The organism is Pseudomonas sp. FYR_5, from assembly GCF_043106315.1.
Lineage (GTDB): Bacteria > Pseudomonadota > Gammaproteobacteria > Pseudomonadales > Pseudomonadaceae > Aquipseudomonas > Aquipseudomonas putida_Y.
On the sequence record NZ_JBICMK010000097.1, the window covers coordinates 87,815 to 112,968 of the forward strand.

The window sequence follows — 25,154 nt, forward strand, 5'->3', positions numbered from 1 at the left end:
GCCCTGTCTGCAGTTCACGCGTACCCATCTTGACGGTGCACTACACCAACGCGCCATGCACCCGCGACTCCCCGGCCATGGCTGAGACCTTGTCAATTTTTCGTCTGGAGCGCTGATCATGGCAACCATCTGGATATTCAACTCAAGCTCAAGCTCAGGGCATAAGCCCGCTATTGGCGGGCAACTATCAAGCTTGTCAAAAACCACCTTATGTCTGAGAAACCCCTGGGTAACAGACTCAGTCTTTATGGGAAAGCTGTACTGCGCAATGACCATTGCGCTCATTATTTTCACCTATCCTTACTTACTAACCAGTGAAGCCTGGAACCCATACACCTTTAGTTATACCTTTATCCTCCTTACACTAATTGCACCTTTCATCTTCCTCCCGTTCTTAGCCTATCGAATATATTTCATAAAACGCTTATCAATCTTCTGCTTCAACCGATCAACCCAAAAAATCTACTACCAACGTTTGAGCAAGGTACTCATATTCGAATGGGCCAACACAGGAGGTGGCATCTTCAAACGCACTGAATACGGCGGCTCATCATTCAGCACCAGCTATGCCCTCGCCTTCGCCCCCCGCCGGGAAGACGGCAGCCTGCACCAAAAAGACTGCCTCTGGGTCGACAGCAACGAACCCACCGAACCCGGCGTCAAGCATGTGGCCGAGGTATGGGAATACCTCCGCCACTTCATGGACCACGGCCCGGACAAACTCCCCCCGCCCGGTGAACCCAACTGGTGGCACAAGCCACTCCACGCCATCTGCCTGACCCCGGCAGAAGCCTGGCGCCACTATGCCCCCTGGCGAACCGGCGAGCCCGGTGAAATGCAGGGCAAAAAGAACTGGCAATTGCCGTTCTGGGTCGTGCTGTTTCCCTACAACCTCTCCGTCGCCCTCTGCTGGTATGGCATCTGCCGCCTGTTCAACGTCCGAGCAGCGCCACCGCCACCCGAAGCATTTGAGGAAGCCCCCATTCAACCCGGCAAAAGGAAGCGCAAATGAAACCCATCGTACTGGTAGGCCATCGTCATAGCTGCCCGCTCCATGGCGAAGGCACTGTGGAAACCGGCGCAAATGCAACATTCGTGGATGGCAAGGCCGTCGCTCGTGTGGGCGATCGCATCAGTTGTGGCGCCGTTATCGAAATCGGCGCTGCCTGCACGATCATCGAGGGCCACCCCGCAGCAAGGGAGGGTGACACTACCAGTCATGGAGGGACCTTGATCGAGGGGGACCAGGGTTGGCTCATTGATTGAAAGCCACTACCGGCCACCGAGCCGGATGCTGAAGCCTGACAGTCAACAGGTTTGGGCCGTCCAGCGGCCCAAAAGGCGAGCGAAGCCACCTTTCCGGGTGACCCGTTCTCACATCCATGGCGCCAGCCCGCAAACTGCGCCATGTCTGCGTCAATCCAGCACTGGCCGAAGCAACGCCTGTGCCTCATACAGGGTCGGTAAATACCGCAACCGTATCTCATCAATACTCAACCGCGATGCATGAGTAGTGATGGTCAGCGTGGCTTTCAACTGACCGGCCCGCCCCAGCAATGGCACCCCCAGCACCCGCATACCGATTTCATATTCCTGATCAACGATACAGAACCCCTGCCCCTTCACGCGCTGTAGCTCAGCGTCCAGCTGCACCCGGTCTGTCAGTGTGTAGGGCGTCAACGCCCGCAGCGGGTGACGGGCAAAGTATTCGTCCCGCTCCCCCTCATCCAGCCAGGCCAGCCAGACCCGCCCGCTGGCCGTGCAATACATGGGTACCCGCGAGCCCGGCCTGATCGACAAAGACGCCACATGGCTATACCGGCTACGCACCAGATGGATGATCTCATCGCCATCGCGGGTACCCACCGATACGTGCTCCTGGGTCTGGCGCGCCACCTGTTCAACAATCGGCCGCAGCATTCGCGGCAATTGCGCCGAGTTCACATAAGCCTGGCCGATACGCAAGGCCTTGGGGGTCAGCCAGTACTCACGGCTGTCTGTTTCGGCAAAGCCCTCATGCACCAAGGTCAGCAGAAACCGCCGCACCGCACTGGGCGTAAGGCCAGATAACCTGGCCGCCTGCGGCACACTCAGACGCGGCTGCTCGGCGCTGAACAGTTGCATCAGCGCCAGGCCTTTCTGCAAGCCCGCGATCAGGTCACGGGGATGGATGACGGGTGGGTTCATGCATTCGACTCGCTACCAGAGGCACAAAAACAGCCGATTACTGCGATAACCGGATCATGACTGCGATTATCGCATTAAGTGGCCGCTTGGCGCATTGTTGCCCACGCCCCTCTGCCTCACCCTTGCCTCCATAACAACGCCAATAAGGAGGTCAGCATGATTCGAGGTTCCACTGAACTGGTCGCCATCGTCGGTTCGCCCATCGCCCAGGTGAAGTCCCCGCAAAACTTCAATACCTGGTTCAACCACAACAACTGCAACCTCGCCATGCTGCCCATCGACCTGCACGAGGCGGCGCTGGGCAGCTTTGCGGATACCCTGCGTGGCTGGCAGAACCTGCGCGGTTGCGTGGTCACCGTGCCTTACAAGCAGGCGCTCGCCAACCGCGTGGACGGCCTGAGCGTGCGCGCAGCTGCCCTGGGTTCGGTCAATGTGATACGCCGCGAGCGCGACGGACGCCTGCTGGGCGACAACGTGGACGGCGCCGGCTTCCTCGGCGCTGCGCACAAGCATGGCTTCGAGCCGGCGGGCAAACGGGCACTGGTGATCGGTTGCGGCGGTGTTGGCAGTGCCATTGCCTATGCACTGGCTGAGGCAGGGATCGCCAGCATTACCCTCAGCGACCCCAGCACAGCACGCATGGGTGCTGTATGCGAACTGCTCGGCAACGGCTTCCCCGGGCTTACGGTCAGCACACAGTTCAGTGGGCTGGAAGACTTCGACCTGGTGGCCAACGCGTCCCCAGTCGGCATGGGCACCCGCGCAGAGCTGCCGTTGTCCGCCGCCCTGCTGGCTACCCTGCTGCCAGACACCCTGGTCGCCGACGTGGTCACCTCACCCGAGATCACCCCGCTGCTGAACCGCGCGCGGCAAGTAGGTTGCAGGATCCAGACTGGCCCGGAAATGGCCTTCGCCCAACTGGGCCACCTTGGCGCCTTCATGGGCGTCACGCCGTTGGAGATCTGAGGCCATGACGACTCTGGAGCACACACAAAACAGCTTCGACCTGATTGTGCTGGGCAGCGGTGCCGGTGGTTTTGCCGCTGCCGCCACCGCGGCCCGCCGTGGGCTGAAGGTGCTGGTGGTGGAAAAGGCCGAACGCTTTGGCGGCACCTCGGCGATTTCTGGCGGCGCGGTGTGGCTGTACGGCACCGACCAAGCCCGTGACGCCGGCGCCAAGGATTCCCCCGAGGCAATGCGCACCTACCTCAAGCAGGTCATCGGCGACGGCTACGACCCCGCCTTGGGCGACGCCTTCATCGAGCATGGCCACCAGGCGCTGCGCTGGCTGGAGCAGAACACCGAACTGCGTTATGCCCTGCGCCCACTCTCGCCCGACTATTACCCGGATGCACCCGGCGCCACTCAGTTCGGCCGGGCGCTGGAAATGGCCGAATACGACGGCAAGCGCCTGGGCACACGCTTCAAGGACCTGCAGATGCCACCGCCCGGCATGCTGCTGTTCGGCGGCATGATGGTCAACCGGGTGGATATCCAGCATTTCCTCAGCATTCGCCGCTCACCCAGGTCGCTGTGGCATTGCCTGAAGCTGATGGCGCGTTACGCGCGCGACCGCCTGCAGCACCCACGCGGCACCCGGCTTACCACCGGCAACGCATTGATCGCCCGCCTGGCCACCAGCGCCTTCGCCCACGGCACGCAGTTGTGGTTGCGCAGCGAAGCCGTGGAGCTGATCGCCGAGCGCGGCGTGATCACGGGCGTGGTCATACAGCGCGAGGGCCGACGTGAGCGGGTAATGGCCCGTGGTGGCGTGGTGTGCGCCATGGGCGGATTCGCAGCAGGCGCAATGGCCGCCGACTACCGCCCGGCTCAAAAGGCGCCGCACCTGACCCTGTCACCACCGGCCAACGACGGAGCCGCCCTGCGCCTTGCCCAGGCCGTGGCAGCAGCCGAGGGCGAGGGCCTGGCGGCCAACTTCTTCTGGGCACCGGTTTCCGAACTACGTCATGCCGATGGTGAACGTGAGCGCTTCCCGCACCTGGTCACAGACCGCGCCAAGCCGGGCGTGATTGCGGTAGACCAAACCGGGCGGCGCTTCGTCAACGAGTCCGACTCCTACCACCACTTCGTGCACACCATGTTCGCCAAAGGCATTGCCAGCTGCTGGCTGGTCTGCGATGCCGAGGCAATGAACCGCTACGGGCTTGGCCTGGCGCGGCCCAAGCCCGTCAACAACCAGGCGTTGATCGACGCAGGCTACCTGTATCGCACCACCACATCGCAGGCACTGGCCCTGGCCATCGGCGTCGATCCACAGGTGTTTGCGCAAACACTTTCACAGTTCAACAGCGATGCCGGCAATGGCATCGACCGCGCCTTTGGCAAAGGCGGCAACAGTTACAACCGCTACATGGGCGACCCACAACATACGCCCAACCCATGCTTGGCACCCCTTACCAAGGGGCCGTTCTACGCCATCCGCATTCACACCGGCGACCTCGGTTCAGCCCGTGGCCTGGTGACCAACGCCGATGCCAACGTGCTGAACCGCAGCGGCTTGCCGATTCCCGGGCTGTATGCGGTGGGCAACGACATGAACTCACTGATGAAGGGCACCTACCCCGGCCCCGGCATCACCCTGGGCCCTGCCCTCACCTTCGGCTGGCTTGCTGCCAACCACGTCACCGCGCGCCTGCAGGCGCCGGCTACCCCTACGGAGAACCCGGCATGTACTACGAACTGAGAACCTACACCCTCGACCCATTGAAAATGGCCGACTGGCTGGCCCTGTACCAAAGCCACGCACTCGAGGTGCAGAGCGAACACCTGGGCAACCTGGTGGGCTTTTTCACCAGCGAGTTCGGCGACGTCAACCAAGTGGTGCACATCTGGGGCTATGCCAGCCTCGACGACCGCATGGCACGCCGCGCAGCCATGGCGGCAGACTCACGCTGGGCAGAATTCTCGCGACGCAACCGCGAGCTGGGCGCGGTACTGCGCCTGCAATCGCGCCTGCTGCGCCCGACCGGTTTCTCACCGCTGCAGTAAGCCACACCCCACCTCTTCCAACAGCCGAGCGGACCCCTTCCATGCCCCCCCTTGAATGTGACGTACTCGTCATCGGCTCCGGCGCCTCTGGCCTGGCTGCCGCCGTAACCGCCGCGCATCATGGCCTGACAGTGGTCGTCGCGGAAAAAGCCAGCCAGCTGGGCGGCACCAGCGCCTGGTCGGGGGGCTGGTTGTGGATACCGCGCAACCCTCTGGCCATCGCCGAAGGCATCGTCGAAGCCGACGATGCCCCGGAGCGCTATTTGCGTGCGCAAACCCACACCCGCGAGTTGGACCCGCGTCAACGCGCCTTCCTGCGCCATGGTCCGGAAATGGTGGCGTTCTTCCAGCAACACACTGCCGTGCAGTTCCAGTGCGGTAGCCGTATGCCCGACATGCGTGAAGGCGATGGCAGTGCACGCGGCGGTCGCTCGCTGTGTGCATTACCTTACGACGGGCGACGGCTAGGGCCTTGGCTGCACAAGTTGCGCCCGCCGCTGGACATCGTCAGCCTGGCCGGCATGGGCATTGCCGGAGGTGCCGACATGGCTGCCTTCTTCAACACCACACGCTCGCCAAAGGCAGCGCTGCATGTTGGCAAGCGCCTGTTGCGCCATGGCCGAGACCTGCTGCTGCACCGTCGCGGCCTACATCTGGTCAATGGCAACGCGCTGGTAGCGCGCCTGCTGCGCAGCGCCCTTGATCGTGGCGTGATATTGCTGACCGAGAAAGCGGCCAGCCGACTGTTGTTGTGCGAAGAACGGGTCAACGGCGCGCTGTTTGCCGACGGCCAAACGATCTACGCACGGCGTGGTGTGGTGCTGGCGTGCGGTGGTTTCCCACATGATCGCCAGCGTATCTCGCAACTGATGCCGCACGCGCCGGACGGTGACCAGCATTACTCCGCTGCGCCCAGGGAGAATAGCGGTGACGGTTTGCGCCTGGGCGAACAGGCGGGTGGCCAGGTGTCTGCGGCAGGCGCCCACGGGGGCGCCTGGGCGCCGGTATCGCAGGTACCGCGCGGCAATGGCCATTTCGGCCATTTTCCACACCTGATCGACCGCGCGAAGCCCGGTTTCATCGCCGTGCGCCGCGATGGTCGGCGCTTCGTCAACGAAGCCGATTGCTACCACGACTTCATGAACGCGCTTTTCGCCGCCACGCCGCAGGCTGAGCAGCCGGAGGCCTGGCTGATCTGCGACCATGCTGCGCAACGACGCTATGGCATCGGTTGGGCCAAGCCCTTTCCCTTCCCTACCCGCTTCTATCAGCGCAGTGGCTATTTGCACAGCGGCGCTACCCTGGCGCAACTGGCGCAGCGCTGCGGGATCGACGCCGAGCAGTTGCAGCGCACGGTGGAGGGCTTCAACCATCATGCGGCACAAGGTGAAGACCCAACCTTTCTGCGTGGCGCGTCGGCCTACAACCAGGCCCAAGGCGACCCGCAGCAGGCACCTAACCCGTCGCTTCGGCCGTTGCTGAAGGGGCCGTTCCATGCGGTGAAACTGCTGCCAGGCAGCCTTGGCACCTTCGCCGGCCTGGACACAGACGCCTCGGCCCGCGTACTGGACCACGCAGGGCAGCCGATACGCGGGTTGTTTGCAGTGGGTAACGACATGCACAGCGTGATGGGTGGGTACTACCCGAGCGGCGGCATTACCCTCGGGCCAGGGATGACCTTCGGGTATCTGGCCGGTAGAGCGTTGAGCGGGGGCTGTGCACATCATTGATGTCGGTTTTGCGCCCATCAGGCAACCAAGGCCAAAGCCTTCTACCCTTCAGTGACGTGAATCCCTGCCGCGCCCGCGGTCTAACGCAACCGTTCGATAACCGAACAGTAGCCCGTCTCTTGAATTGACGCTGCTGTCTTCACTGCTCACCATGCACCGGCCTTGCGTGCCCCCCTGCCTGGGAAGCGGTCACGTACCCGTAGCACCGCAGCTGAATACAATTTCAAGAAACGAGCAGTCTATGAACCACTCCAAGATCCCCCCCGCCGCGCCCCGGATGTCCCAGGGCTCGATCGGCGACAAGCTCCGCGGCGCCTTTGGCGTCGGCAAGACCCGTTGGGGCATGCTGGCCCTGGTGTTCTTCGCCACCACCCTGAACTACATCGACCGCGCCGCCCTCGGCATCATGCAGCCCGTGCTGGCCAAGGAAATGAGCTGGACGGCGATGGACTACGCCAACATCAATTTCTGGTTCCAGGTCGGCTACGCCATCGGCTTTCTGCTGCAAGGCCGGCTGATCGACAAAGTCGGGGTCAAACGGGCCTTCTTCTTCGCTGTATTGCTGTGGAGCCTGGCCACGGGTGCCCACGGCCTGGCCACCTCGGCGGCAGGTTTCATGGTCTGCCGCTTCATCCTCGGCCTGACTGAGGCCGCCAACTACCCGGCCTGCGTCAAGACCGTGCGCCTGTGGTTCCCGGCAGGTGAGCGGGCAATTGCAACGGGGCTGTTCAACGCCGGTACCAACGTTGGTGCCATGGTCACCCCCGCGCTGTTGCCGCTGATCCTGGCTGTGTGGGGCTGGCAGGCTGCGTTCATCGCCATGGGCAGCCTGGGCCTGGTGTGGGTCGTGTTTTGGGTGCTGAAGTACTACAACCCTGAAGACCACCCCCGCGTGCGTCAGAGCGAGGTGCAGTACATCCAGCAGGATGATGAGCCAGAGCCGACCCGCGTGCCGTTCAGCCGTATCCTGCGCCTGCGTGGCACCTGGGCTTTTGCAGTGGCCTATGCGATTACCGCGCCGGTGTTCTGGTTCTACCTGTATTGGCTGCCGCCGTTCCTGAACCAGCAATACAGCCTGGGCATCAACGTGACCCAGATGGGGATCCCGTTGATCATCATCTGGCTGACGGCAGACTTCGGCAGCATCGGGGGAGGCATCCTGTCGTCGTGGCTGATTGGCCGTGGCGTGCGCGCTACGACAGCGCGCTTGGTGTCCATGCTGATCTTTGCCTGCACCATGCTCAGCGTCATCTTTGCCGCCAACGCCAGTGGGCTGTGGGTCGCGGTGGCGGCCATCTCGATCGCGGTGGGCGCGCACCAGGCGTGGACGGCGAATATATGGAGCCTGGTGATGGACTACACACCCAAGCACCTGGTGAGCACCGTATTCGGCTTCGGCAGCATGTGTGCGGCAATTGGCGGGATGTTCATGACGCAGATTGTCGGCAGCGTGCTGACCGCTACCAACAACAACTATGCGGTGCTGTTTACCATGATCCCCGCCATGTACTTCCTGGCGCTGGTGTGGATGTATTTCATGGCACCGCGCAAGGTCGAGAGCGCCTGAGAGCGCTAACCACTTACCTCTACGGGGCCCTTGCGGGCCCTTTTTTTGGCCTGGTATTTTTGAGAAGCGGACAACGCCACTGCAACGTTCGGTGTGTGAGCGGGTTGCCCCACGGACGTGACGTAGCCGGTGCCATGCACCACGTTCGCCCAATCAGACTGCGGCCAGCACCGCCTTGGCTTTCTCCAGCGCCATGCGCGCACGCTGTTCGCCGCTGATGCCCTGCTCCAGCAATTGCCGCGTAGGGGTTTCCAGGCTCAGCGGCATGCTCGGCGGCAAGGCGCGTAACAGGCCAACCAGGTCAGCATCGCCATCACCCGGGAAGCGACGTTCGTTACGCGCCTGGCGCAGTATCTCGTCCATGTCGGCCGGTACCGGGCCAGCAACGTCACACAGTTGGGCATAGCGCATGCGCTGCGGCTTCAGCTGCGCCAGGTCGTCCAGCGAAGACCCGGAGCGGTTGAAGTGGAAGGCATCCACCAGTACGCAGCCATTGGCGCGGTCGGCGTTGGCCACCACCCGCATGGCCTGGCGCAGGTCACGTACGTCGGTCCAGGGCATGAACTCCAGGTGGGGGTGAATGCCGTAGCGTGCCGCCAGTTCGCACAATGCGGCAAAGCGTTCGGTCAGGCGCGCTTCGTCAGGGTCGTTGCCCGCTACCAGCAATTCAGTGCCACCCAACTCGGCGCCCACCGCCAGGATCGCTTCGAAATCGGCCACACAGGTTGCCGGCTCAAGACGCAGGATCTCCAGGTCGAGCACCTTGATGCCCGTGTCGCGCAAGCGCGCCTGGGTTTGCCGACGCAGTTCGGCATCGGCAACCAACGGGAAATGCCGCTCCTGTTCGGTGGCTGGCACCAGCCGTAGGCCGACATGGCTGTAGCCCGCTCGGGCGGCGGCCTCGACCATGTCCGGTGGAGACAGCTCGAGCACCGTCAGGGCCGCGAGGGAAAAAATTCGATCAGTCATTAATCATCACCAGCAATAGTAAGGTTGCATCAGCCAATGTGCGCGGGCGCGCAAGCCCGACCGCTCTGGGCTGCCTGCCTTATCGCTTCGATCAGCGCCAGTGTGCGCCCCCCGTCGGCAGCGTCGATCAGCGGAGCCTGTTCACCCCGGGCAACCCGCACAAAATGCTGCAGTTGCAGGGTCAATGCCTCGCCGGCGGGGATGCTTTCCGAGCTTTGCAACAGGGGCGTATGCCAGCCCGAGCCTGCCTCGGCGTAATGCCAGCGCTTTAGCTGGGGAATGCTCAGTGCTCCTTGGGTGCCGGCCAGCAGATAGCACGGCTGGCCGTCCTGGCGCGGGTACACGGGGCTTTCGCCAGCGTCCAGCTCCCAGCTCCACGGTGCAGCCACCGCGTCGGACCCGGTCAGGCTGCCCAGGGCACCGTTGGCAAACTGCAGCAGCACCGCGGCGCTGTCTTCGTTGGCAAAACCGCGGACATCGTTGCGGGTGAAGGCCTGCACCTGCACCACCTCGCCGCACAGGTAACGCAACAGGTCAAGGTCGTGGATCAGGTTGGTCAGCAAGAAACCGGCCCCTGGCTCGCGGCGCCAGGGCGTTTCGAAATAGCTGTCGGGCTTTTGCAGTTGCCACAGCGCGGTGACGTTGATCAAACGGCCCAGCTTGCCTTCGTTGATCACCTGGTGCGCCTTGGCGATCAGCGGATTGTGTCGGCGATGGTGCCCTACAAGCACCGGCACACCTCGGCGGCGTGAGGCTTCCACCAGTGCACGCACTTCATCCAGGTGCACGCCCACCGGTTTTTCCAGCAGCACCGGCACCCCGGCCTCGACACAATCCAGGGCGGTGGCGACATGCAGGTTGTTGGGATTGGCGACGATCACTGCCTCGGGGCGCACCTGCTCCAGCATTTGCCGGTGGTCGGCAAAGCAAGGCACGCCGCACTCGGCAGCGAAGGCCTCGGCCTGCGGGCCGGGGTCGGCCACGGCACACAGTTGGGCTTGCGGCACATTGCGCAAATGCTGGTAATGCTGCCGGCCCATGATGCCGGCGCCAATCAAGGCAATACGAAGGGGTGGGTTCAACAGCCTGTCCTCTTGTCATTGTTGTCATGAAATTCTGAAACCTGGTTCCACAATTTACACTCGACAATTTAGAACCAAGTTCAGCTTTTCAGAAGAACAGGCGCAACAGACTGTGCGGTAATCGACCGGAATATCCCCTCAGGCAAACAGCTCGCTGGCGGGACTGGCCGCCGACAGCTCTTCTGCCGCCGCCAGCAATAGCGGTGCCAGCGCTGTAAGGCGGCTCTGTGCCAGCCGCGCGCTGGGCCCGGCGATGCTCAGCACGCCGATCACCTCGTCACTTTGCGGCCGGCGCACCACTGCGGCCAGGGCTGAGGTGCCGATGGCGGAGGTTTCCTCGACCCAGGCATAACCACGCTCGCGGGCGCGGTGCAGGTAGGCGAGCAGCTCGTCGGTGGAGCGTGGCGCGTTGGGGCCGAACTGGTCGGGGTCGGCAATACCCTGGCGCAACACCATCTGCAGCGCCTGCTCATCGTCCAGGCTGGCCAGCCAGGCATGCCCGGAGGCGGTATAGAACAGCGGCGCGTCGCGCCCCATATCCGGGTCATAGCGCAGCCCGGAGCGCGCCCCCTGGGACTTGGCGATCCAGGTTTGCCGGGCACCGTCGATCACCCCAAGGCGCACGAGTTCGCCGCTGTCCTGGGCCAGGCGGTCAAGAATCGGCTGGATGATGTCGGCACCGCTGCTGGCGAGGTAACGAAAGCCCAGCGCTACCAGCTTGGCCGACAGCTGATAGCGGCTGCTTTCCCGGTTCTGGCGCACGTAGCCCAGCCGCACCAGCTCAGTGAGCATGCGGTGGGCAGCGCTTTTGGGAATGTCCAGGCGCTCGGCCAGGGTTTGTAACGGCAGCCCTTGGGGTTCACCGGTAAGGCTTTCTACAAGACTGAAGGCGCGTTCGATCTGACTACCAGCCATGTCACAGGTCCCTGATTTTTTTGCGGATTCTAGAAGATGATTCCACATCGTCGCCAGCCAGCGCAGCTCGGGCCACCTCGAATGTCCGATGATCGCCCAGTTCTTGCCTGACATGCCCGACCTGACCTTGCAGGACCACCCGCTGCCGATAAGAATGTGGAACATTGTACCAATAAAAACACAGGAAACCCGCAATGTCTTCCGCTCCTCTCGAAACCGCATGCGATGTACTGGTCATAGGTTCTGGCGCCGCCGGGCTGGCGGCGGCCGTCACGGCTGCCTGGCATGGGCAGAAGGTGATCGTGGCGGAGAAAGAACCGGTGTTTGGCGGTGCCACCGCCTGGTCCGGCGGCTGGGCCTGGGTGCCACGCAACCCGCTGGCGCGCAGGGCCGGCATCGAGGAAGACATCGAGCAACCGCGGACTTATCTGCGCCATGAGCTGGGGGCAAACTACAATGCCGAGCGCGTCGATGCCTTCCTCGAGGCGTGCCCGCACATGGTGGCGTTTTTCGAGAAGTACACGGCGTTGCAGTTTGCCGACGGCAACGGCATCCCGGACATGCATGGCGATACGCCGGGGGCAGCCCTTGGCGGCCACCAGGTGATCGCTGCGCCCTACGATGCCCGCGAGGTTGGCGCCCTGCTGCCACGCTTGCGCAAGACCATGCGCGAAACCTCGTTCATGGGCATGCCGATCATGGCCGGTGCCGACCTTGCCGCCTTCCTCAACATGACCCGCTCGCCCAAGGCCCTGCTGCACGTGTGCAAGCGCTTTGGCCGCCACCTGTACCACCTGGCCCGCCATGGTCGGGCCATGCACCTGGTCAACGGTGTGGCGCTGGTGGCGCGCCTGGCTAAATCCGCACAGGACCTGGGTGTACACCTGCAAGCATCGGCGCCGGCCAAACGCCTGCTTATCGAGGGTGGCCAGGTGCGCGGGGCGTGGGTCGCTACGCCACAGGGCGAGCAACTGATCCGCGCCAAGGCCGTGGTGCTGGCGGCAGGTGGTTTCCCCAATGACAACGCCCGGCGCCAGCAACTGTTCCCGCGCGATGCCAGCGGCCACGACAACCTGGCGCTGCCGCCCAAGGGGTGTTCTGGCGATGGCCTGCGGCTGGGTGAATCCGCCGGCGGCGTGGTTGCCACCGACCTGAAGTCGCCAGTGGCCTGGGCACCGGTTTCACAGGTGCCGTATCGCGACGGCAGCGTCGGCCACTTCCCGCACATTATCGAGCGCGGCAAACCGGGCGTTATCGGCGTGCTGGCCAACGGCAAGCGTTTCGTCAACGAAGCGCATGGCTATTACGACTATGTGTCGGCCATGGTCGCTGCAGTGCCGCAGGGTCAGGAGGTGTGCTCGTGGCTGGTTTGCGATCATCGCTTCTTGCGCCGCTATGGCCTGGGGCATGCCCGCCCGGCACCGCTGCCGGTAGGCCCGCATGTGCGCAACGGCTACCTGAAACGCGGCGCCACGCTCGAGCAACTCGCCCAGGCCTGCGGCATTGACCCGTCCGAGCTGCGCGCCACGGTCACTGACTTCAATAGCCATGCCCGTAACGGCCAGGACCCGGCGTTCGGCCGCGGTTCCACGCCGTTCAACCGCAAGCAGGGTGACCCACAGCACAAGGGCCCTAACCCTTGCGTGGCGCCCATCGAGCACGGGCCGTTCTATGCGGTGAAAGTAAAGCCTGGCTGTTTTGGCACCTTTGCCGGGTTGCGCACCGACGGCAATGCCCGTGTACTGGATGAGTCCGCACAACCGATTGCAGGCCTGTACGCAGCAGGTACCGACATGGCCAGCGTGTTGGGTGGCTGGTATCCGTCGGGTGGCATCAACCTGGGACCGGCGCTGACCTTTGGCTATGTCGCCGGGCGGCATATTGCAGGGGTGCAGGAGTATGAGTGAGCTGATCCACGCTACCTGGGTGGTTGGCGGTCTCCAGGAGGACACTGCGAAAGGCCGTGGCGCTTGAATCGAGCGCCACGCGGCCTGATTTTTTCAGCGTTGTCGTCCCTCAGCTCACAGGTCTGGCTGCGCAACGCTCCTGAATCTGCGCCAGCCAGTAGGCCACATCCACCTCGTCGATCTGCTCGGTGCGCAGGAAGCGCTCGGCATATTGGCGAAATACCCCGCTGCTGAGGAACAGCTGTAGCAGTTGCCCGTCGACGTGCCCCTCGCGGGCCATGGACACCAGGATCTTCACCGATTCAGACAGCGTCTTCGGAGGTTTGTACGGCCGGTCTGCTGCCGTCAGTGCTTCGAAGATGTCGGCAATCGCCATCACTCGCTCGGCAATGCCCAGGTCCTGCCCGTCCAGACGGCGCGGATAGCCGCTGCCGTTCATCTTTTCGTGGTGGTTGCCGGCGATGTCGGGTACCCGCTTGAGCTGGCGCGGCAGCGGCAGTGCACTGAGCATGATGATGGTCTGCACGATGTGTTCGTTGATCTTGAAGCGTTCTTCGTCAGTCAGCGTGCCACGGCGGATCGACAGGTTGTACAACTCGCCGTAGTTGCTGGCGTGGCCTGGCAGGTGCATATCGAACCCCCAGATATTACGCGGGTCGCCCTTCACCACCGGCGGCGTGCGAGTACCCCAGGGCACGCAGTGCTCGGGGCGGTCGGCCAGCAATGGCTCCTCTGTCGGTAGTTCAGGCTGCGGCACGCCGACAAGGCGTTCCGCCTCGTCTCGGGAGATGCCCAGGCGGTTATCGAAATGGCGCAGCCAGCGTCGCTTGCCGATCACCTGCAAGCGCTGGATATCGGTGTCCTGCATGAACTCGCCGCCGATGTTGGCCTGGGCGACGAAAGCGAAGTCGTCCTGCAGCTCGGCCTGGCTTCGGCTCAGTGCGGCTTTCAGCACCTGCTGGTCGGCGCCGCTGGCCAGGCCTTGCCAGTAAGCCAGCTCCGCATCGCGCCACAGCACTTCGAAACGCATGCGTACTTCGTGGATGCGGTTGTAAAGGGTCTCCAGCTTGGTCGCCTTGTCCACCACGTACTCGGGGCTGGTGACCTTGCCACAATCGTGCAGCCAGGCTGCCACACGGAACTCGTATCGCTCTGCCTCGGTCATGCTGAAGCTGGCGAACGGGCCGCTGTCGGCTGCCACTGCCTGATCCAGCAGCATCTGAGCCAGCTGAGGCACCCGCTCGCAGTGGCCACCGGTATAGGGGCTCTTGGCGTCGATGGCGTCTGCCAGCAGCTTGATCATGGCGTCCAGCAGGCGTTGCTGGGCTTCGACCAACTGGCGGGTCTCGATGGCCACTGCAGCCACACCGGACAACTCCTCGACAAAGCGCCGGAATGCCTCGCCTACCCGCTCATGCGCCTGCTCTTCGTCCATTTGCAGGACCAGTATGCCCAACAGTGCCTGGCTACGGTCATTCAGCACCACGGCCAGGCTGCGCTCGTGCAGGCCGAGGGCCTGGGTCACTGTTGCAGCCAAGTGCTGCCGGGCGCCTTCATCCACTACCAGCTCGCTTGGGTAGTGTTCACCGCGGCACGAGGCGACCAGGCGCAGCAAAGCCTGATCAGCGTCGTACAGGTAAACCCCGCCGGCGTCGCCCCCGGCAGCTTCTACCAGATGGCTCAGCACGCCATCGAGCATGCGCTCAAGGTCTCGCTCGCGACTGAGCGCAAGGGTAATCGCCTGAAAGTGGCGAATAGTACCGGACATGCGACTCAGCACACGGCTCAGCTCACGCACCTCGGAAACCCGCGAGTGCACGCCCACTTCACGACTGAAATCAAAACTGGCCAAACCTTGAACCTGCTCGCGCAACAGCCGCAGCGGGCGACCAATGCGCCGGCCAAGCACACCGCCGAGCACCAGCAACACGGCCATCAGTGCCACGGTCCAGAGCAACTGCTCGAACAAGACTTTGCGTGCCCCCACCAGCAGCTCGTGGCCTGGTACGGCAATCAGCACGTGCAAGTCGTGCCCGGCCAGGGTGGTCAGCTGCACACGAATGCCATACCAGGTCTGGCCGTCCACCTGATAAGGCTGAGGCTGGTTGCCCTTCGGCAGGTCAGCGTATAGCTGCGCCAGGCTGGGAGCGCCCAACTCGGCGACCCGCGACAGGCGCACGCCTTGCCCTTCGTGCACGATTGCCCGCTGCGGGTCCGGATAGGCCACAACGTTGCCCTGGTCATCGACCACAACAATCTCGGTACCAGGGGTCATGCGCAGGTCCTGAGTCTCGCTGGCCAGGTCGTTGACCGAAACGTCCAGGCCGATCACGGCCCCACCGTCGACGCTACGTTGGGCCATGGTCAAGCCAACCTCACGGGTGGTGAAGAACACATAGGGACGAGTCAGTACAGTAGCGGGTTGTACCGTGGCTTGAGCGAACCAGGGACGCAGGCGTGGATCGTAGCGATAGTCAGGTTTGGCCTGGGCCTGCAACAAGTTCAGCGCCCGATCATAAAAGCGCCACTCGCCCTGCACCTTGGCGCCGTCGCCATGGCTGACGCTCTGCACCAGAAAAGCCGTGCCCGGTGGAGCGGCGAAACGCTGCATCAGCTGTGGGTCACGCAGGCGACGCACCAACAGGAACTCGCCGCTGGGGTAACCCAGATAGGCGGCGCTGAGCATGCGGTTGGCGTCCAGCATTTCCACCAGCTGTGGCAGCCGATCCATGCGCTGTGCCTGGGTGTGAAGCGTCGTGTTGTGGGCAAGCAGGCGAATGCTGCTTTGCGCCGGCTCGATCAGGCGCCTGGCGCGCTCGTCGATCGTCTTGGCAACCTGCTGGGCAGCATCGCCAGCAGCAGCCACGAGGGTTTGGCGAATTCCGCGGTAACCCTGCCAGGCCAGGGCGGCGCCGAGCAGCAGCATGCCCAGCACGATAGCCAGCGCCACCAGCCACTGCAGTGAAATACCACGTCCTGTATTGCCAACAAAACGCCCCGTCGACACGCAGCCCATCCCAGGTACTCCATGTGCGGCACATTGCCTTGGCTGATGTCTGCAGCAGTGTAGAGTGCGGGTGAGCGTTCTGCCGGGCCGGAAACAGGTTTATAGACGAGCGTGCAAGACCTTGTACCGCGACGCAGGCGCCGCGGACCATGAACAGGACATCAGCCGCGCAACTGGTACCAGGTGGTCTTCAGCTGCGAATATTTGTCGAACGAGTGCAGTGACAGATCGCGGCCAAACCCCGACTGCTTGCCCCCACCGAACGGCACCGTCACATCCAGCGCATCGACTGTGTTCACCGATACGGTACCGGCTTTCAACGCCCGCGCTACCCGGTGCACCTGGTTGAAGTCGTCGCTCCACACCGAGGCTGCCAGGCCATAGATGCTGTCGTTGGCCAGGCGCACGGCTTCTTCTTCCGTGTCGAAGGCGCTGACCGCCAGCACCGGGCCGAACACCTCCTCGCGCGCTAGGCTCATGCGGCCCTCAACACCGGCAAAAATGGTCGGTTCGATGTAGTTGTCCGAACCTTCGATGTTCAGGCGTCGGCCGCCACACACCAATCTCGCGCCCTCTTGCCCGGCACGCACGATGGCGGCCTCTATGCGGCCGGTCTGCTCGGCATCGACAATGGCCCCGGCGCGGCTCGCCGGATCCAGCGGGTTACCGGGCAGCCACTGGCGAGCCTTGGCCTGCAGGCGCTCGATGAACTCATCGTGAATGGCACGCTGCACGTACAGCCGCGAGTTGGCCGAACACACTTCGCCCTGGTTGAAGAAAATGCCAAAAGCGGCCTTTTCCGCAGCCAGGTCCAGGTCCTGGCAGTTGTCGAACACTAGGTTCGGGCTCTTGCCGCCGCACTCCAGCCACACCTGCTTGAGGTTGGACTGCGCCGAGTACTGCATGAAGTACTTGCCCACCTGGGTGGAGCCGGTGAACACCAGGCAGTCCACATCCGGGTGCAGGCCCAGCGCCTGCCCGGCCTGCTCGCCCAGGCCCGGCACCACGTTCAGTACGCCTTCCGGCAACCCCGCTTCCAGCGCCAGTTGGGCCAGGCGCAGGGCCGAGAACGGTGATTGCTCGGCGGGCTTGAGTACCACGCTGTTACCGGCAGCCAGCGCCGGGGCCAGCTTCCAGGCGGCCATGTCGAGGGGGAAGTTCCATGGCACCACGGCAGCGACCACGCCGAGGGCTTCGCGGGTGATGGTGGCCAGCGCATTGGCAGCAGTGGGCGCTACCTGGTCATACAGCTTGTCCAGCGCCTCGCCGTACCAGGCGAACACATGGGCAGAGCCCGGCACGTCGATGTTGAAGGCATCCATCACCGGCTTGCCCATGTTCAGCGAGTCCAGCAATGCCAGTTCTTCATGATGGGCCATGATCAGCTCGGCCAGGCGCAGCAGCACTTTCTTGCGCTCGCCCGGCGCCATGCGCGGCCAGGGGCCTTGCTCGAAGGCTCGACGGGCGCTGGCGACAGCCAGGTCGACCTCGGCATGGCCGCAGGCGGCAACCTGTGCCATTACGTTGTTGGTGGCGGGGTTGATGGCTGCGAAGGTGGCGCCATCCTGTGCGTTGACGGGTTTGCCGTCGATCAGTGCATGGGCCGGAAGGTAGAGGTCCGAGGCGCGTTGTTGCCAGAATTCGAGCGTGTACATTTGTACTCCAGACGACCGTCGGGGCGGTCCTTCTTGCGCAAGTAACAGGTACCACACAGTCCGCAAGCACGCCGCACTCCCTCTGTGGGAGCGGGCATGCCCGCGAATCAGGCGACACGGTGGATGGCACCGGCTTCGCCGGTGTTCGCGGGCGTGCCCGCTGCCACAGGGAAGCGCGTTACCCTTGTCAGCGGCTTAGAGCTTGCCGACCAGCCGCGCCGTGCGGTCTACGGCTATCCGGGTCCTCTCCACCAGCTCATCCAGCTCGCTGTGGTTGGCGATCAAGGCCGGGGCCATGATCATCCGGCCCAGGGTCGAGCGAATGATCACCCCTTCCTCGAAACCAAAGGTGCGGCACTGCCAGGCCAGGTCGTTCTCGTTGGCAAAGCGTTTGCGCGTCGGCTTGTGCTCGGCGAACTGCAACGCTGCCACCAACCCGGCGCCCTGCACCTGGCCGATCAACGGGTGGTCGGCGAACACCTCGCGCAGGATGCGCTGCAGGTACGGCCCGGTGTCATCCTTCACCTGGGTGACGATGCCTTCGTCACGCAACGCCTTCAGGTTGGCGATGGCCACTGCCGCCGCCACCGGGTGGCCGGAATAGGTCAGGCCGTGGGCAAATACCCCGCCCCGCTCCACCAGCGCCTCGGCAATGCGCTTGCTCAGCACCAGGCCACCCATGGGCACGTAGCCGCTGGTCAGGCCCTTGGCAATCGACAGGGTGTCAGGTTCGAAACCGAAGTATTCATGGGCGAACCACTCGCCGGTGCGGCCAAAGCCACCAATCACCTCATCGGCGCACAGCAGCACGTCGTACTGGCGGCAGATACGCTGGATTTCCGGCCAGTAGCTTTCCGGCGGGAAGATCATGCCGCCCGCCCCCTGGAAGGGTTCGGCAATGAAGCCGGCAACGTTTTCGGCACCCAGCTCGAGGATCTTTTCCTCCAGCTGCAGGGCGCAGCGGCGGCCGAACTCGGCCGGGGTCAGTTCACCGCCCTCGGCGTACCAGTAGGGTTCGTCGATGTGTGCCACATCCGGAATCAACCCGCCCATGTCGTGCATGAACTTCATGCCGCCCAGCGCCGTGGCCGCCAGGGTCGAGCCGTGGTAGCCGTTCCAGCGGCCGATCATGATTTTCTTGGATGGCTGGCCAACCACCTGCCAGTAGCGGCGTACGGTGCGGATCAGTACCTCGTTGGCCTCGGAGCCGGAGTTGGTGTAGATCGCGTGGCTGTAGTGCCCCGGCAGCAGGCTGAACAGCAGTTCGGACAGTTCGATCACCGCCGGGTGGGTGGTGTGGAAGAACATGTTGTAGTAAGCCAACTGATCCATCTGCGTGGCCGCGGCGGCGGTCAGGTCACGGCGGCCATAACCGAGCTGGGTGCACCACAGGCCGGACATGCCATCCAGGTAGCGCTTGCCCTCACTGTCCCACAGGTGCAAACGTTCGCCACCAACGATCACCCGCGGCCCTTCGGCGTTCAGCGCCTTCTGGTCGAGGAAGGCATGAATGTGGTGGGCTGCATCGGCTGCCTGGTAGTCACGGGTCTGGCGTTGCGGGGCGAAAGGCGCGTTCATTGTTGGTTTTCCTTTGCGGTGGGGTTGCAGGGCGGCTGGCGTTCAGCGCAGCTTGCCCATGTAGCTTTCCAGCGGGTCCTTGCCCAGCACGCCCTGGGCATTGGCCAGCGCATCGATGAACAGGGAGAACAGTTCGGACTGGGTGCCGATGTCGAGCTTGGCGTAGACGTTCTTGCGGTGCGACTTGATGGTGTCTTCCGATACGCCCAGCCGCTCGGCCAGCGACTTGGTCGAGTGGCCACGCAGGATCAGCTGGGCGATACGGCATTCACGCTCGGTCAACAGCGAGCTGCCGAAGTTGTTCAGGGCGGCATGGATACGTTGCTCGAGGATGTTCTCGAAGCGGCCTGCGCGGCTGTCCAGCCCGGCAAAGTGCTTGCCGAGTACCGCCAGCACCCAAGGCGTGATGAGCCCGAACCGCGTGCGGCTTTGCCCATCCAGCTTGTCGGTGAAGGCCAGCGACACCGCCAGGCTTTGCCCGGGCGCCACCTGCAGGATGTAGTTGAGTTCATCCTCCAGGTGCGAGTGGCGGTAGAACGATTGGTAGTACTCGCTGACCTCGAAGTGATCGGGTGCCACTTCGAACAGGCCGTAGCAGCCGGATTCGACCTGTTCCACGCAAGCACCGTAGAACGGGTCGAGCAGGTAGAAGCCCGACAGGTAGCGGCTGACATTGCCCTCAGGCTGCCAAGGCGCCTTGTCATCCTGCTCGAACAGCGCACAGGGCATGCCGTCGTGCGGGTACAGGTACACCGTGGTCGCCTGGATCGGCCGGATCACACCCAATGCCGCAAACAGGCTGGCGGCAAAGCCCGGCCGGCCGATCGCCTCGGTGACCTTGGCCTGGTGCTCGAACCATTGTTCTGAAAGCAGTTGATTAGTCACTTTGGGCCTGCCGTTTCTTTTCAGTGGCACCGCCGCCAGTGCGGTGCGTCGTTGAGCAGATACTCCCACGGCGCTGCAGACACCGGAATCACCCTTTGGGGTGAGCCGGGCAAGGGCAGTGGCCGCTCACCCCAAAGGGTGATTCCGGGTACCTGCAGGGTGTGGGAGCATCAACCCGCCCCAGCGCTGCGAGCTTCCGCTCGACCTCCTTGCACAACACCCAACGGTCGCGAGCCTGCTCGCCTGCCGCGGTGTCCTGCATCCCTTTTCAGGAGTTAGCAATGCATACAACAACAAGTACAGCCCATAGCCCCGCCCAGCATGCATCCTCGCAACCCGGTACCAGCACCGGCCGCTTCCGCAAGTCCATGGGCATGACCGCCCTGGTGCTGTTCGGCCTGGCCTACATGGTGCCCCTGGCCGTATTCACCACCTACGGGCTGGTCACCCAGATGACCAAAGGGCATCTGCCCACCGCCTACCTGCTCACGCTCGCCGCCATGCTGCTGACCGCCTACAGTTACGGCCGCATGGTCCAGGCCCACCCCTACTCCGGCTCGGTCTACACCTACACGCGCAAGGCCTTTGGCAGCCATATCGGCTTCATCACCGGTTGGACACTGCTGCTCGACTACATCTTCCTGCCGCTGCTCAGCTACCTGCTGATCGGCATCTACATGTCGGAATACTTCCCGGCCATCCATGCCTGGGTGTGGGTCGCGGGCTCCATTGCCCTGGTCACCTTCCTCAACCTGATCGGCATCGAGTCGATCACCCGGGTCAACTGGATACTGGTGGTGGTGCAACTGGTGTTCATCATCGTCTTCGTCGCCCTGTCCATTCTCAAGCTCAGCGGACAGGCGGAGCCGGTGTCGCTGCTGGCCCCCTTCCACCACGAAGGCTTCAGCGTGCCGTTGATCATGACCGGTGCCGCCGTACTGTGCCTGTCGTTCCTCGGTTTTGATGCGGTGTCGACCATGGCTGAGGAAACCAGCAACCCGACCTACCGCATTCCGGTGGCGATTCTTGCGGTGTCGTTGATCGGCGGGCTGCTGTTTCTGGTGGTATCTTACTGCGCACAGATGGTGTTCCCCGACTGGGGCAGCTTCGCCGACCCGGATTCGGCCTCGGTGGACGTGATGCGCCGGGTGGGCGGCGAGCTGCTGGTAACCGCCTTCACCGCTACCTACGTGGCCGGCTGCTTCGCCTCGGCCATGGTGTCCCAGGCCAGCGTATCGCGCGTACTGTTCGCCATGGGCCGCGATGGCGCATTGCCGCGGGCATTCGGCCAGTTGGTGACGAAAAAGCGCGTGCCGGCCACTGCCATCCTGGTGGTCAGCCTGTTGTCCCTGATCGCCCTGGTGATCACCCTGGATACCGTGGCCAACATGATCAGCTTTGGTGCACTGTTCGCCTTCTCGGCGGTGAACCTGGCGGTGGTCAAGCACTACCTGGTCGACCAGAAACTGCGCGGTTGCCGCAACGCCCTGCTGTACGGCGTCATTCCCGGGCTGGGCTTTCTCAGCACGCTGTGGCTATGGAGCAGCCTGACCAGCCTGTCGTTTACCATCGGTCTGTGCTGGATGGGCCTGGGCCTGTTGGTGCTAATGGGGCTGACCCGTGCATTCCGCATGAAGCTGCCAGAGCTGCAGATGGCCGAGTGACGCCTGACGACTTGCGCGCCTTTGCCTCGCGGGTACCGGTGCTGGAACGCAAGGCCGGGCGCTGAGGCGGTGCGAGCATTCATGGATATGACCTGTGCGGGCCGCTTCGCGGTCTTACCTGCTGAGGGGCCGGCACTGGCGCTTCGAGCTGTATACAATCACTAAAAAGCTTGCTTACAATACCGAGCGCCTATGACATCGGTAATCGCCGATGCGTATTGCGCAGGCTTGCACCATGTCATCTACAAACCCTGCAAAAACGCTCCTCGTCAAAAACGCCGCACTGCTGGTCACCATGGACGGCGAACGCCGCGAAATCAAGAACGGCGGCCTGTTCATCGAAGACAACCTGATCAGGCAAGTCGGCCCCAGCGAAACCCTCCCGCAGCACGCCGACGTGATTCTGGACATGGCCGGCAAGGTGGTCATCCCAGGCCTGGTCAACACCCACCATCACATGTACCAGAGCCTCACCCGCGTGGTACCGGCCGCTCAGGACGGCGAGCTGTTCAACTGGTTGACCAACCTGTACCCGATCTGGGCGCGCCTGACTCCCGAGATGATCGCGGTGTCGACCCAGACCGCCATGGCCGAGCTGATCCTGTCCGGCTGCACCACCTCCAGCGATCACCTGTATATCTACCCCAACGGCTGCAAGCTCGACGACAGCATCCACGCGGCGGCCGAGATCGGCATGCGCTTCCACGCCGCGCGCGGCAGCATGAGCGTGGGCCAGAGCCAAGGCGGCCTGCCACCTGACTCGGTGGTGGAAAAGGAAGCCGACATCCTCAAGGAATCGCAACGCCTGATCGAGGACTACCACGATGCCAGCCACGGCTCGATGCGCCGCATCGTGGTCGCGCCATGCTCGCCGTTCTCGGTCAGCCGCGACCTGATGCGCGAAGCTGCCGTGCTGGCGCGCCAGTATGGGGTGTCGCTGCACACCCACCTGGCCGAGAACGTCAACGACATCGCCTACAGCCGCGAGAAGTTCGGCATGACCCCTGCCGAGTACGCCGAAGACCTTGGCTGGGTCGGCCACGATGTATGGCATGCCCACTGCGTGCAGCTCGACCAGCACGGCATCGAGCTGTTCGCCCGCACCGGCACCGGCGTGGCCCACTGCCCATGCTCGAACATGCGGCTGGCCTCGGGCATCGCCCCGGTGCGCAAGATGCGCGACCACGGCGTACCGGTGGGCCTGGGGGTCGACGGCTCTGCCTCCAACGACGGCGCCAGCATGATCGGTGAAGTGCGCCAAGCGCTGCTGCTGCAACGGGTGGGCTTTGGCCCTGACGCGATGACCGCACGCGAAGCACTGGAGATTGCCACCCTGGGTGGCGCGAAAGTGCTCAACCGCAATGATATCGGTGCACTGGCCCCGGGCATGGTCGCCGATTTCGTCGCCTTCGACCTGGGCCATGTGGCGTATGCCGGCGGCCACCACGACCCATTGGCGGCACTGGTGTTCTGCACCCCGACCCAGGTGCATACCAGCGTGATCAACGGCCGCATCGTGGTGAAAGACGGCCAGCTGACCACTGTCGACCTGCCGCGCGTACTGGAGCGCCACAACCAGCTGGCACATCAGTTGGTCAGTGGCACTTGATGCCAGGCATCAGCTCGGCATCGCCGGGTTGAATGAAGGTAGTGCGCAGCCCTTTTGGGCTGCGCTGTCACGCAGCGAGATGTCCACTCAAAGGTCCATGACCATCTCATGCCAAGCCATGCCGCCGTGGTCCGACGGCGACGGTTTCACGTACTGGTAGCCCAGCTTCTGGTACAGGGCCACATGCTGCTCCTTGCACATCAGGTGAATGGCCTGCTTGCCCGCCGCGTGCATGCGTCCAATGAATTCGTTCATCAACACTTTGGCGTAGCCTTTGCCCTGGTGGGCCGGGTCTACAACCACCGACATGATCACCACGTTCTCTGCCGCCGGGTCATGGCCGACCAGCTCTTTGAATGCCTCGTCGGACATCACGACCTCGTGGGCGCAACCACTGTTGATGAAACCAACGATCTCGCCGTCACTTTCCAGCACCAGGAAGCCTTGTGGGTACTGCGTGATACGCGTGCGGATTTTCTCCAGCGTGGCTGCCTCATCCCCTTCATAGGCGCCAATTTCGATGGCGTAGCAACGCTCGGCATCTGCGGGGACGGGGGTGCGAAACTGGAGGGCGCTCATGGCAAGTATCCTTGGCAATGGTAAAGGCAGCCGCCATGATAAATGAGCATCGTCCTTGCGCTCCATCATTGCGAACTCGCTCAGGTCGGACGTGTGATGCTTGCTGCTTGCCAAGGACGGCAAGCATCATGGGAGCCTTGCTCTATTGCCACGGATACGCCGATGACCGCTGTAACTTCCCTCACCACCGAACCAAGCCGCTGCAAACGCCTGAAAGCGGCCAGCAGCAGGGATCATGACAGCGTTGATCAACTGGTGATGGCAGCGCGGCCTTTCGAGAACCGCGCGCGCTATGGACGCTTCCTGCAGGTGCAGCACCGCTTTCATGGCAGCCTGCTGGCGTTGTATCAGGATGAACAACTCAACCAGCAACTGCCTGGGCTGGCGGCGCTGTCGCGTTTCGCGGCGGTAGAGGCCGACCTGCTCGACCTGGGCCTGCCACTGCCAACGTCCCCCCAACCGGTCTGCGTCAGCTCGGCCCAGGCCCTGGGATGGCTGTATTGCAGTGAAGGTTCGAACCTGGGGGCGGCGTTTTTGTTCAGGCACACACAACGTCTTGGGCTGGATGGCGACAAGGGCGCCCGCCACCTGGCCCCCCACCCGGATGGCCGAGCGCTGCATTGGCGCGAGTTTGTTGCCAGGCTGGACAGCCTGGTGCTGGAGGAACAGGAAGAAGCAGAGGTGGTGGCAGGGGCGATTGCTGCGTTCGACAGTTATCGGGGGCATCTGCGTGAGGTATTTGCAGGCAGTTGACTGAGCGCAATGGCACCTGTTGCGGGTTCTGCCCAGCACCAACCACCCCGGCAAAGTT

At 63.4% G+C, this 25,154-nt stretch carries 20 protein-coding genes; 11 read left to right on the top strand and 9 right to left on the bottom strand.

Translation table 11 applies throughout. The features are described 5' to 3' along the window. Nucleotides 1-118: 118 nt before the first annotated feature. Nucleotides 119-1,012: a DUF6708 domain-containing protein gene (locus ACF8RA_RS18870; RefSeq protein ID WP_392514355.1), complete on the top strand. Its 894-nt coding sequence runs from the start codon at nucleotides 119-121 to the stop codon at nucleotides 1,010-1,012. Further along, on the top strand, nucleotides 1,009-1,266 hold the full coding sequence (locus ACF8RA_RS18875) for a PAAR domain-containing protein (RefSeq protein WP_392519429.1): 258 nt from the start codon (nucleotides 1,009-1,011) through the stop codon (nucleotides 1,264-1,266). Before ACF8RA_RS18870 ends, ACF8RA_RS18875 begins: the two co-directional genes overlap by 4 nt. Nucleotides 1,267-1,416: 150 nt before the next feature. Here ACF8RA_RS18875 and ACF8RA_RS18880 read toward each other — a convergent pair whose 3' ends face one another. Further along, nucleotides 1,417-2,187 (bottom strand): IclR family transcriptional regulator, encoded by a 771-nt coding sequence (locus ACF8RA_RS18880; protein WP_392514356.1) that lies wholly within the window; start codon nucleotides 2,185-2,187, stop codon nucleotides 1,417-1,419. 156 nt (nucleotides 2,188-2,343) lie between these two features. Here ACF8RA_RS18880 and ACF8RA_RS18885 point away from each other — a divergent pair, with 156 nt between their 5' ends. From ACF8RA_RS18885 to ACF8RA_RS18905, 5 genes are all read left to right on the top strand, one after another. Beyond that, nucleotides 2,344-3,153, top strand: coding sequence for a shikimate dehydrogenase family protein (locus ACF8RA_RS18885; RefSeq protein WP_392514357.1), 810 nt, complete (start codon nucleotides 2,344-2,346; stop codon nucleotides 3,151-3,153). Between the two features lie 4 nt (nucleotides 3,154-3,157). After that, a complete protein-coding gene (locus ACF8RA_RS18890; protein WP_392519430.1) occupies nucleotides 3,158-4,891 on the top strand; it encodes an FAD-dependent oxidoreductase in 1,734 nt (577 codons plus the stop codon). Then, on the top strand, nucleotides 4,876-5,196 hold the full coding sequence (locus ACF8RA_RS18895; RefSeq protein WP_003250862.1) for an NIPSNAP family protein: 321 nt from the start codon (nucleotides 4,876-4,878) through the stop codon (nucleotides 5,194-5,196). The genes ACF8RA_RS18890 and ACF8RA_RS18895 overlap by 16 nt, the downstream gene beginning before the upstream one ends. A 41-nt stretch (nucleotides 5,197-5,237) precedes the next feature. Then, a complete protein-coding gene (locus tag ACF8RA_RS18900; RefSeq protein ID WP_176684646.1) occupies nucleotides 5,238-6,926 on the top strand; it encodes an FAD-dependent oxidoreductase in 1,689 nt (562 codons plus the stop codon). A 241-nt stretch (nucleotides 6,927-7,167) separates the two neighbouring features. Continuing rightward, nucleotides 7,168-8,493 carry an MFS transporter gene (locus tag ACF8RA_RS18905; protein ID WP_012052802.1) on the top strand — a complete coding sequence of 442 codons (1,326 nt, stop codon included), beginning with the start codon at nucleotides 7,168-7,170 and terminating at the stop codon, nucleotides 8,491-8,493. A gap of 153 nt (nucleotides 8,494-8,646) precedes the next feature. Here the strand turns inward: ACF8RA_RS18905 and ACF8RA_RS18910 are convergent, their stop codons facing one another. The 3 genes from ACF8RA_RS18910 to ACF8RA_RS18920 form a co-directional block, all read right to left on the bottom strand. Next, nucleotides 8,647-9,462 carry a sugar phosphate isomerase/epimerase family protein gene (locus ACF8RA_RS18910; RefSeq protein WP_392462208.1) on the bottom strand — a complete coding sequence of 272 codons (816 nt, stop codon included), beginning with the start codon at nucleotides 9,460-9,462 and terminating at the stop codon, nucleotides 8,647-8,649. 29 nt (nucleotides 9,463-9,491) lie between these two features. After that, entirely contained in the window at nucleotides 9,492-10,544 is a 1,053-nt protein-coding gene (locus tag ACF8RA_RS18915) for a Gfo/Idh/MocA family protein (protein ID WP_392519431.1), read from the bottom strand. A gap of 138 nt (nucleotides 10,545-10,682) precedes the next feature. Further along, nucleotides 10,683-11,459, bottom strand: coding sequence for an IclR family transcriptional regulator (locus ACF8RA_RS18920; protein WP_020190769.1), 777 nt, complete (start codon nucleotides 11,457-11,459; stop codon nucleotides 10,683-10,685). A 194-nt stretch (nucleotides 11,460-11,653) separates the two neighbouring features. Here ACF8RA_RS18920 and ACF8RA_RS18925 point away from each other — a divergent pair, with 194 nt between their 5' ends. Further along, nucleotides 11,654-13,366 carry an FAD-dependent oxidoreductase gene (locus ACF8RA_RS18925; protein WP_392519432.1) on the top strand — a complete coding sequence of 571 codons (1,713 nt, stop codon included), beginning with the start codon at nucleotides 11,654-11,656 and terminating at the stop codon, nucleotides 13,364-13,366. A gap of 109 nt (nucleotides 13,367-13,475) precedes the next feature. Here the strand turns inward: ACF8RA_RS18925 and ACF8RA_RS18930 are convergent, their stop codons facing one another. The 4 genes from ACF8RA_RS18930 to ACF8RA_RS18945 all read right to left on the bottom strand — a co-directional run bounded on the left by ACF8RA_RS18930 (nucleotide 13,476) and on the right by ACF8RA_RS18945 (nucleotide 20,491). After that, complete coding sequence (locus ACF8RA_RS18930) at nucleotides 13,476-16,382, bottom strand: HD domain-containing phosphohydrolase (RefSeq protein ID WP_392488094.1); 2,907 nt, start codon at nucleotides 16,380-16,382, stop codon at nucleotides 13,476-13,478. Nucleotides 16,383-16,534: 152 nt separating this feature from the next. Then, the gene (locus ACF8RA_RS18935; protein WP_392519433.1) at nucleotides 16,535-18,028 is read right to left on the bottom strand and encodes an aldehyde dehydrogenase; all 1,494 of its coding nucleotides are present in this window, start codon (nucleotides 18,026-18,028) and stop codon (nucleotides 16,535-16,537) included. Nucleotides 18,029-18,223: 195 nt separating this feature from the next. Further along, nucleotides 18,224-19,606, bottom strand: coding sequence for an aspartate aminotransferase family protein (locus ACF8RA_RS18940; protein WP_392462213.1), 1,383 nt, complete (start codon nucleotides 19,604-19,606; stop codon nucleotides 18,224-18,226). Nucleotides 19,607-19,648: 42 nt separating this feature from the next. Beyond that, nucleotides 19,649-20,491, bottom strand: coding sequence for a helix-turn-helix transcriptional regulator (locus ACF8RA_RS18945; protein ID WP_010953510.1), 843 nt, complete (start codon nucleotides 20,489-20,491; stop codon nucleotides 19,649-19,651). 281 nt (nucleotides 20,492-20,772) lie between these two features. On the opposite strand from ACF8RA_RS18945, the gene ACF8RA_RS18950 reads away from it, so the two are divergent. Beyond that, on the top strand, nucleotides 20,773-22,155 hold the full coding sequence (locus ACF8RA_RS18950; RefSeq protein ID WP_392488096.1) for an APC family permease: 1,383 nt from the start codon (nucleotides 20,773-20,775) through the stop codon (nucleotides 22,153-22,155). A 235-nt stretch (nucleotides 22,156-22,390) separates the two neighbouring features. Continuing rightward, nucleotides 22,391-23,764 (top strand): 8-oxoguanine deaminase, encoded by a 1,374-nt coding sequence (locus ACF8RA_RS18955; protein WP_392519434.1) that lies wholly within the window; start codon nucleotides 22,391-22,393, stop codon nucleotides 23,762-23,764. A gap of 87 nt (nucleotides 23,765-23,851) precedes the next feature. Here the strand turns inward: ACF8RA_RS18955 and ACF8RA_RS18960 are convergent, their stop codons facing one another. Next, entirely contained in the window at nucleotides 23,852-24,343 is a 492-nt protein-coding gene (locus ACF8RA_RS18960) for a GNAT family N-acetyltransferase (protein WP_392519435.1), read from the bottom strand. Nucleotides 24,344-24,505: 162 nt separating this feature from the next. On the opposite strand from ACF8RA_RS18960, the gene ACF8RA_RS18965 reads away from it, so the two are divergent. Then, nucleotides 24,506-25,096 carry a biliverdin-producing heme oxygenase gene (locus tag ACF8RA_RS18965; protein ID WP_392462218.1) on the top strand — a complete coding sequence of 197 codons (591 nt, stop codon included), beginning with the start codon at nucleotides 24,506-24,508 and terminating at the stop codon, nucleotides 25,094-25,096. Nucleotides 25,097-25,154: the final 58 nt, after the last annotated feature.

Bases quoted from the DNA above. Each gene is read 5' to 3' on its own strand.
- ACF8RA_RS18920 (WP_020190769.1), bottom strand. From the start codon at position 11,459: ATGGCTGGTAGTCAGATCGAACGCGCCTTCAGTCTTGTAGAAAGCCTT.
- ACF8RA_RS18955 (WP_392519434.1), top strand. From the start codon at position 22,391: ATGTCATCTACAAACCCTGCAAAAACGCTCCTCGTCAAAAACGCCGCA.
- ACF8RA_RS18870 (WP_392514355.1), top strand. From the start codon at position 119: ATGGCAACCATCTGGATATTCAACTCAAGCTCAAGCTCAGGGCATAAG.
- ACF8RA_RS18935 (WP_392519433.1), bottom strand. From the start codon at position 18,028: ATGTACACGCTCGAATTCTGGCAACAACGCGCCTCGGACCTCTACCTT.
- ACF8RA_RS18950 (WP_392488096.1), top strand. From the start codon at position 20,773: ATGCATACAACAACAAGTACAGCCCATAGCCCCGCCCAGCATGCATCC.
- ACF8RA_RS18930 (WP_392488094.1), bottom strand. From the start codon at position 16,382: ATGGGCTGCGTGTCGACGGGGCGTTTTGTTGGCAATACAGGACGTGGT.
- ACF8RA_RS18910 (WP_392462208.1), bottom strand. From the start codon at position 9,462: ATGACTGATCGAATTTTTTCCCTCGCGGCCCTGACGGTGCTCGAGCTG.
- ACF8RA_RS18895 (WP_003250862.1), top strand. From the start codon at position 4,876: ATGTACTACGAACTGAGAACCTACACCCTCGACCCATTGAAAATGGCC.
- ACF8RA_RS18875 (WP_392519429.1), top strand. From the start codon at position 1,009: ATGAAACCCATCGTACTGGTAGGCCATCGTCATAGCTGCCCGCTCCAT.
- ACF8RA_RS18900 (WP_176684646.1), top strand. From the start codon at position 5,238: ATGCCCCCCCTTGAATGTGACGTACTCGTCATCGGCTCCGGCGCCTCT.
- ACF8RA_RS18885 (WP_392514357.1), top strand. From the start codon at position 2,344: ATGATTCGAGGTTCCACTGAACTGGTCGCCATCGTCGGTTCGCCCATC.
- ACF8RA_RS18965 (WP_392462218.1), top strand. From the start codon at position 24,506: ATGACCGCTGTAACTTCCCTCACCACCGAACCAAGCCGCTGCAAACGC.
- ACF8RA_RS18960 (WP_392519435.1), bottom strand. From the start codon at position 24,343: ATGAGCGCCCTCCAGTTTCGCACCCCCGTCCCCGCAGATGCCGAGCGT.
- ACF8RA_RS18925 (WP_392519432.1), top strand. From the start codon at position 11,654: ATGTCTTCCGCTCCTCTCGAAACCGCATGCGATGTACTGGTCATAGGT.
- ACF8RA_RS18890 (WP_392519430.1), top strand. From the start codon at position 3,158: ATGACGACTCTGGAGCACACACAAAACAGCTTCGACCTGATTGTGCTG.
- ACF8RA_RS18905 (WP_012052802.1), top strand. From the start codon at position 7,168: ATGAACCACTCCAAGATCCCCCCCGCCGCGCCCCGGATGTCCCAGGGC.
- ACF8RA_RS18880 (WP_392514356.1), bottom strand. From the start codon at position 2,187: ATGAACCCACCCGTCATCCATCCCCGTGACCTGATCGCGGGCTTGCAG.
- ACF8RA_RS18940 (WP_392462213.1), bottom strand. From the start codon at position 19,606: ATGAACGCGCCTTTCGCCCCGCAACGCCAGACCCGTGACTACCAGGCA.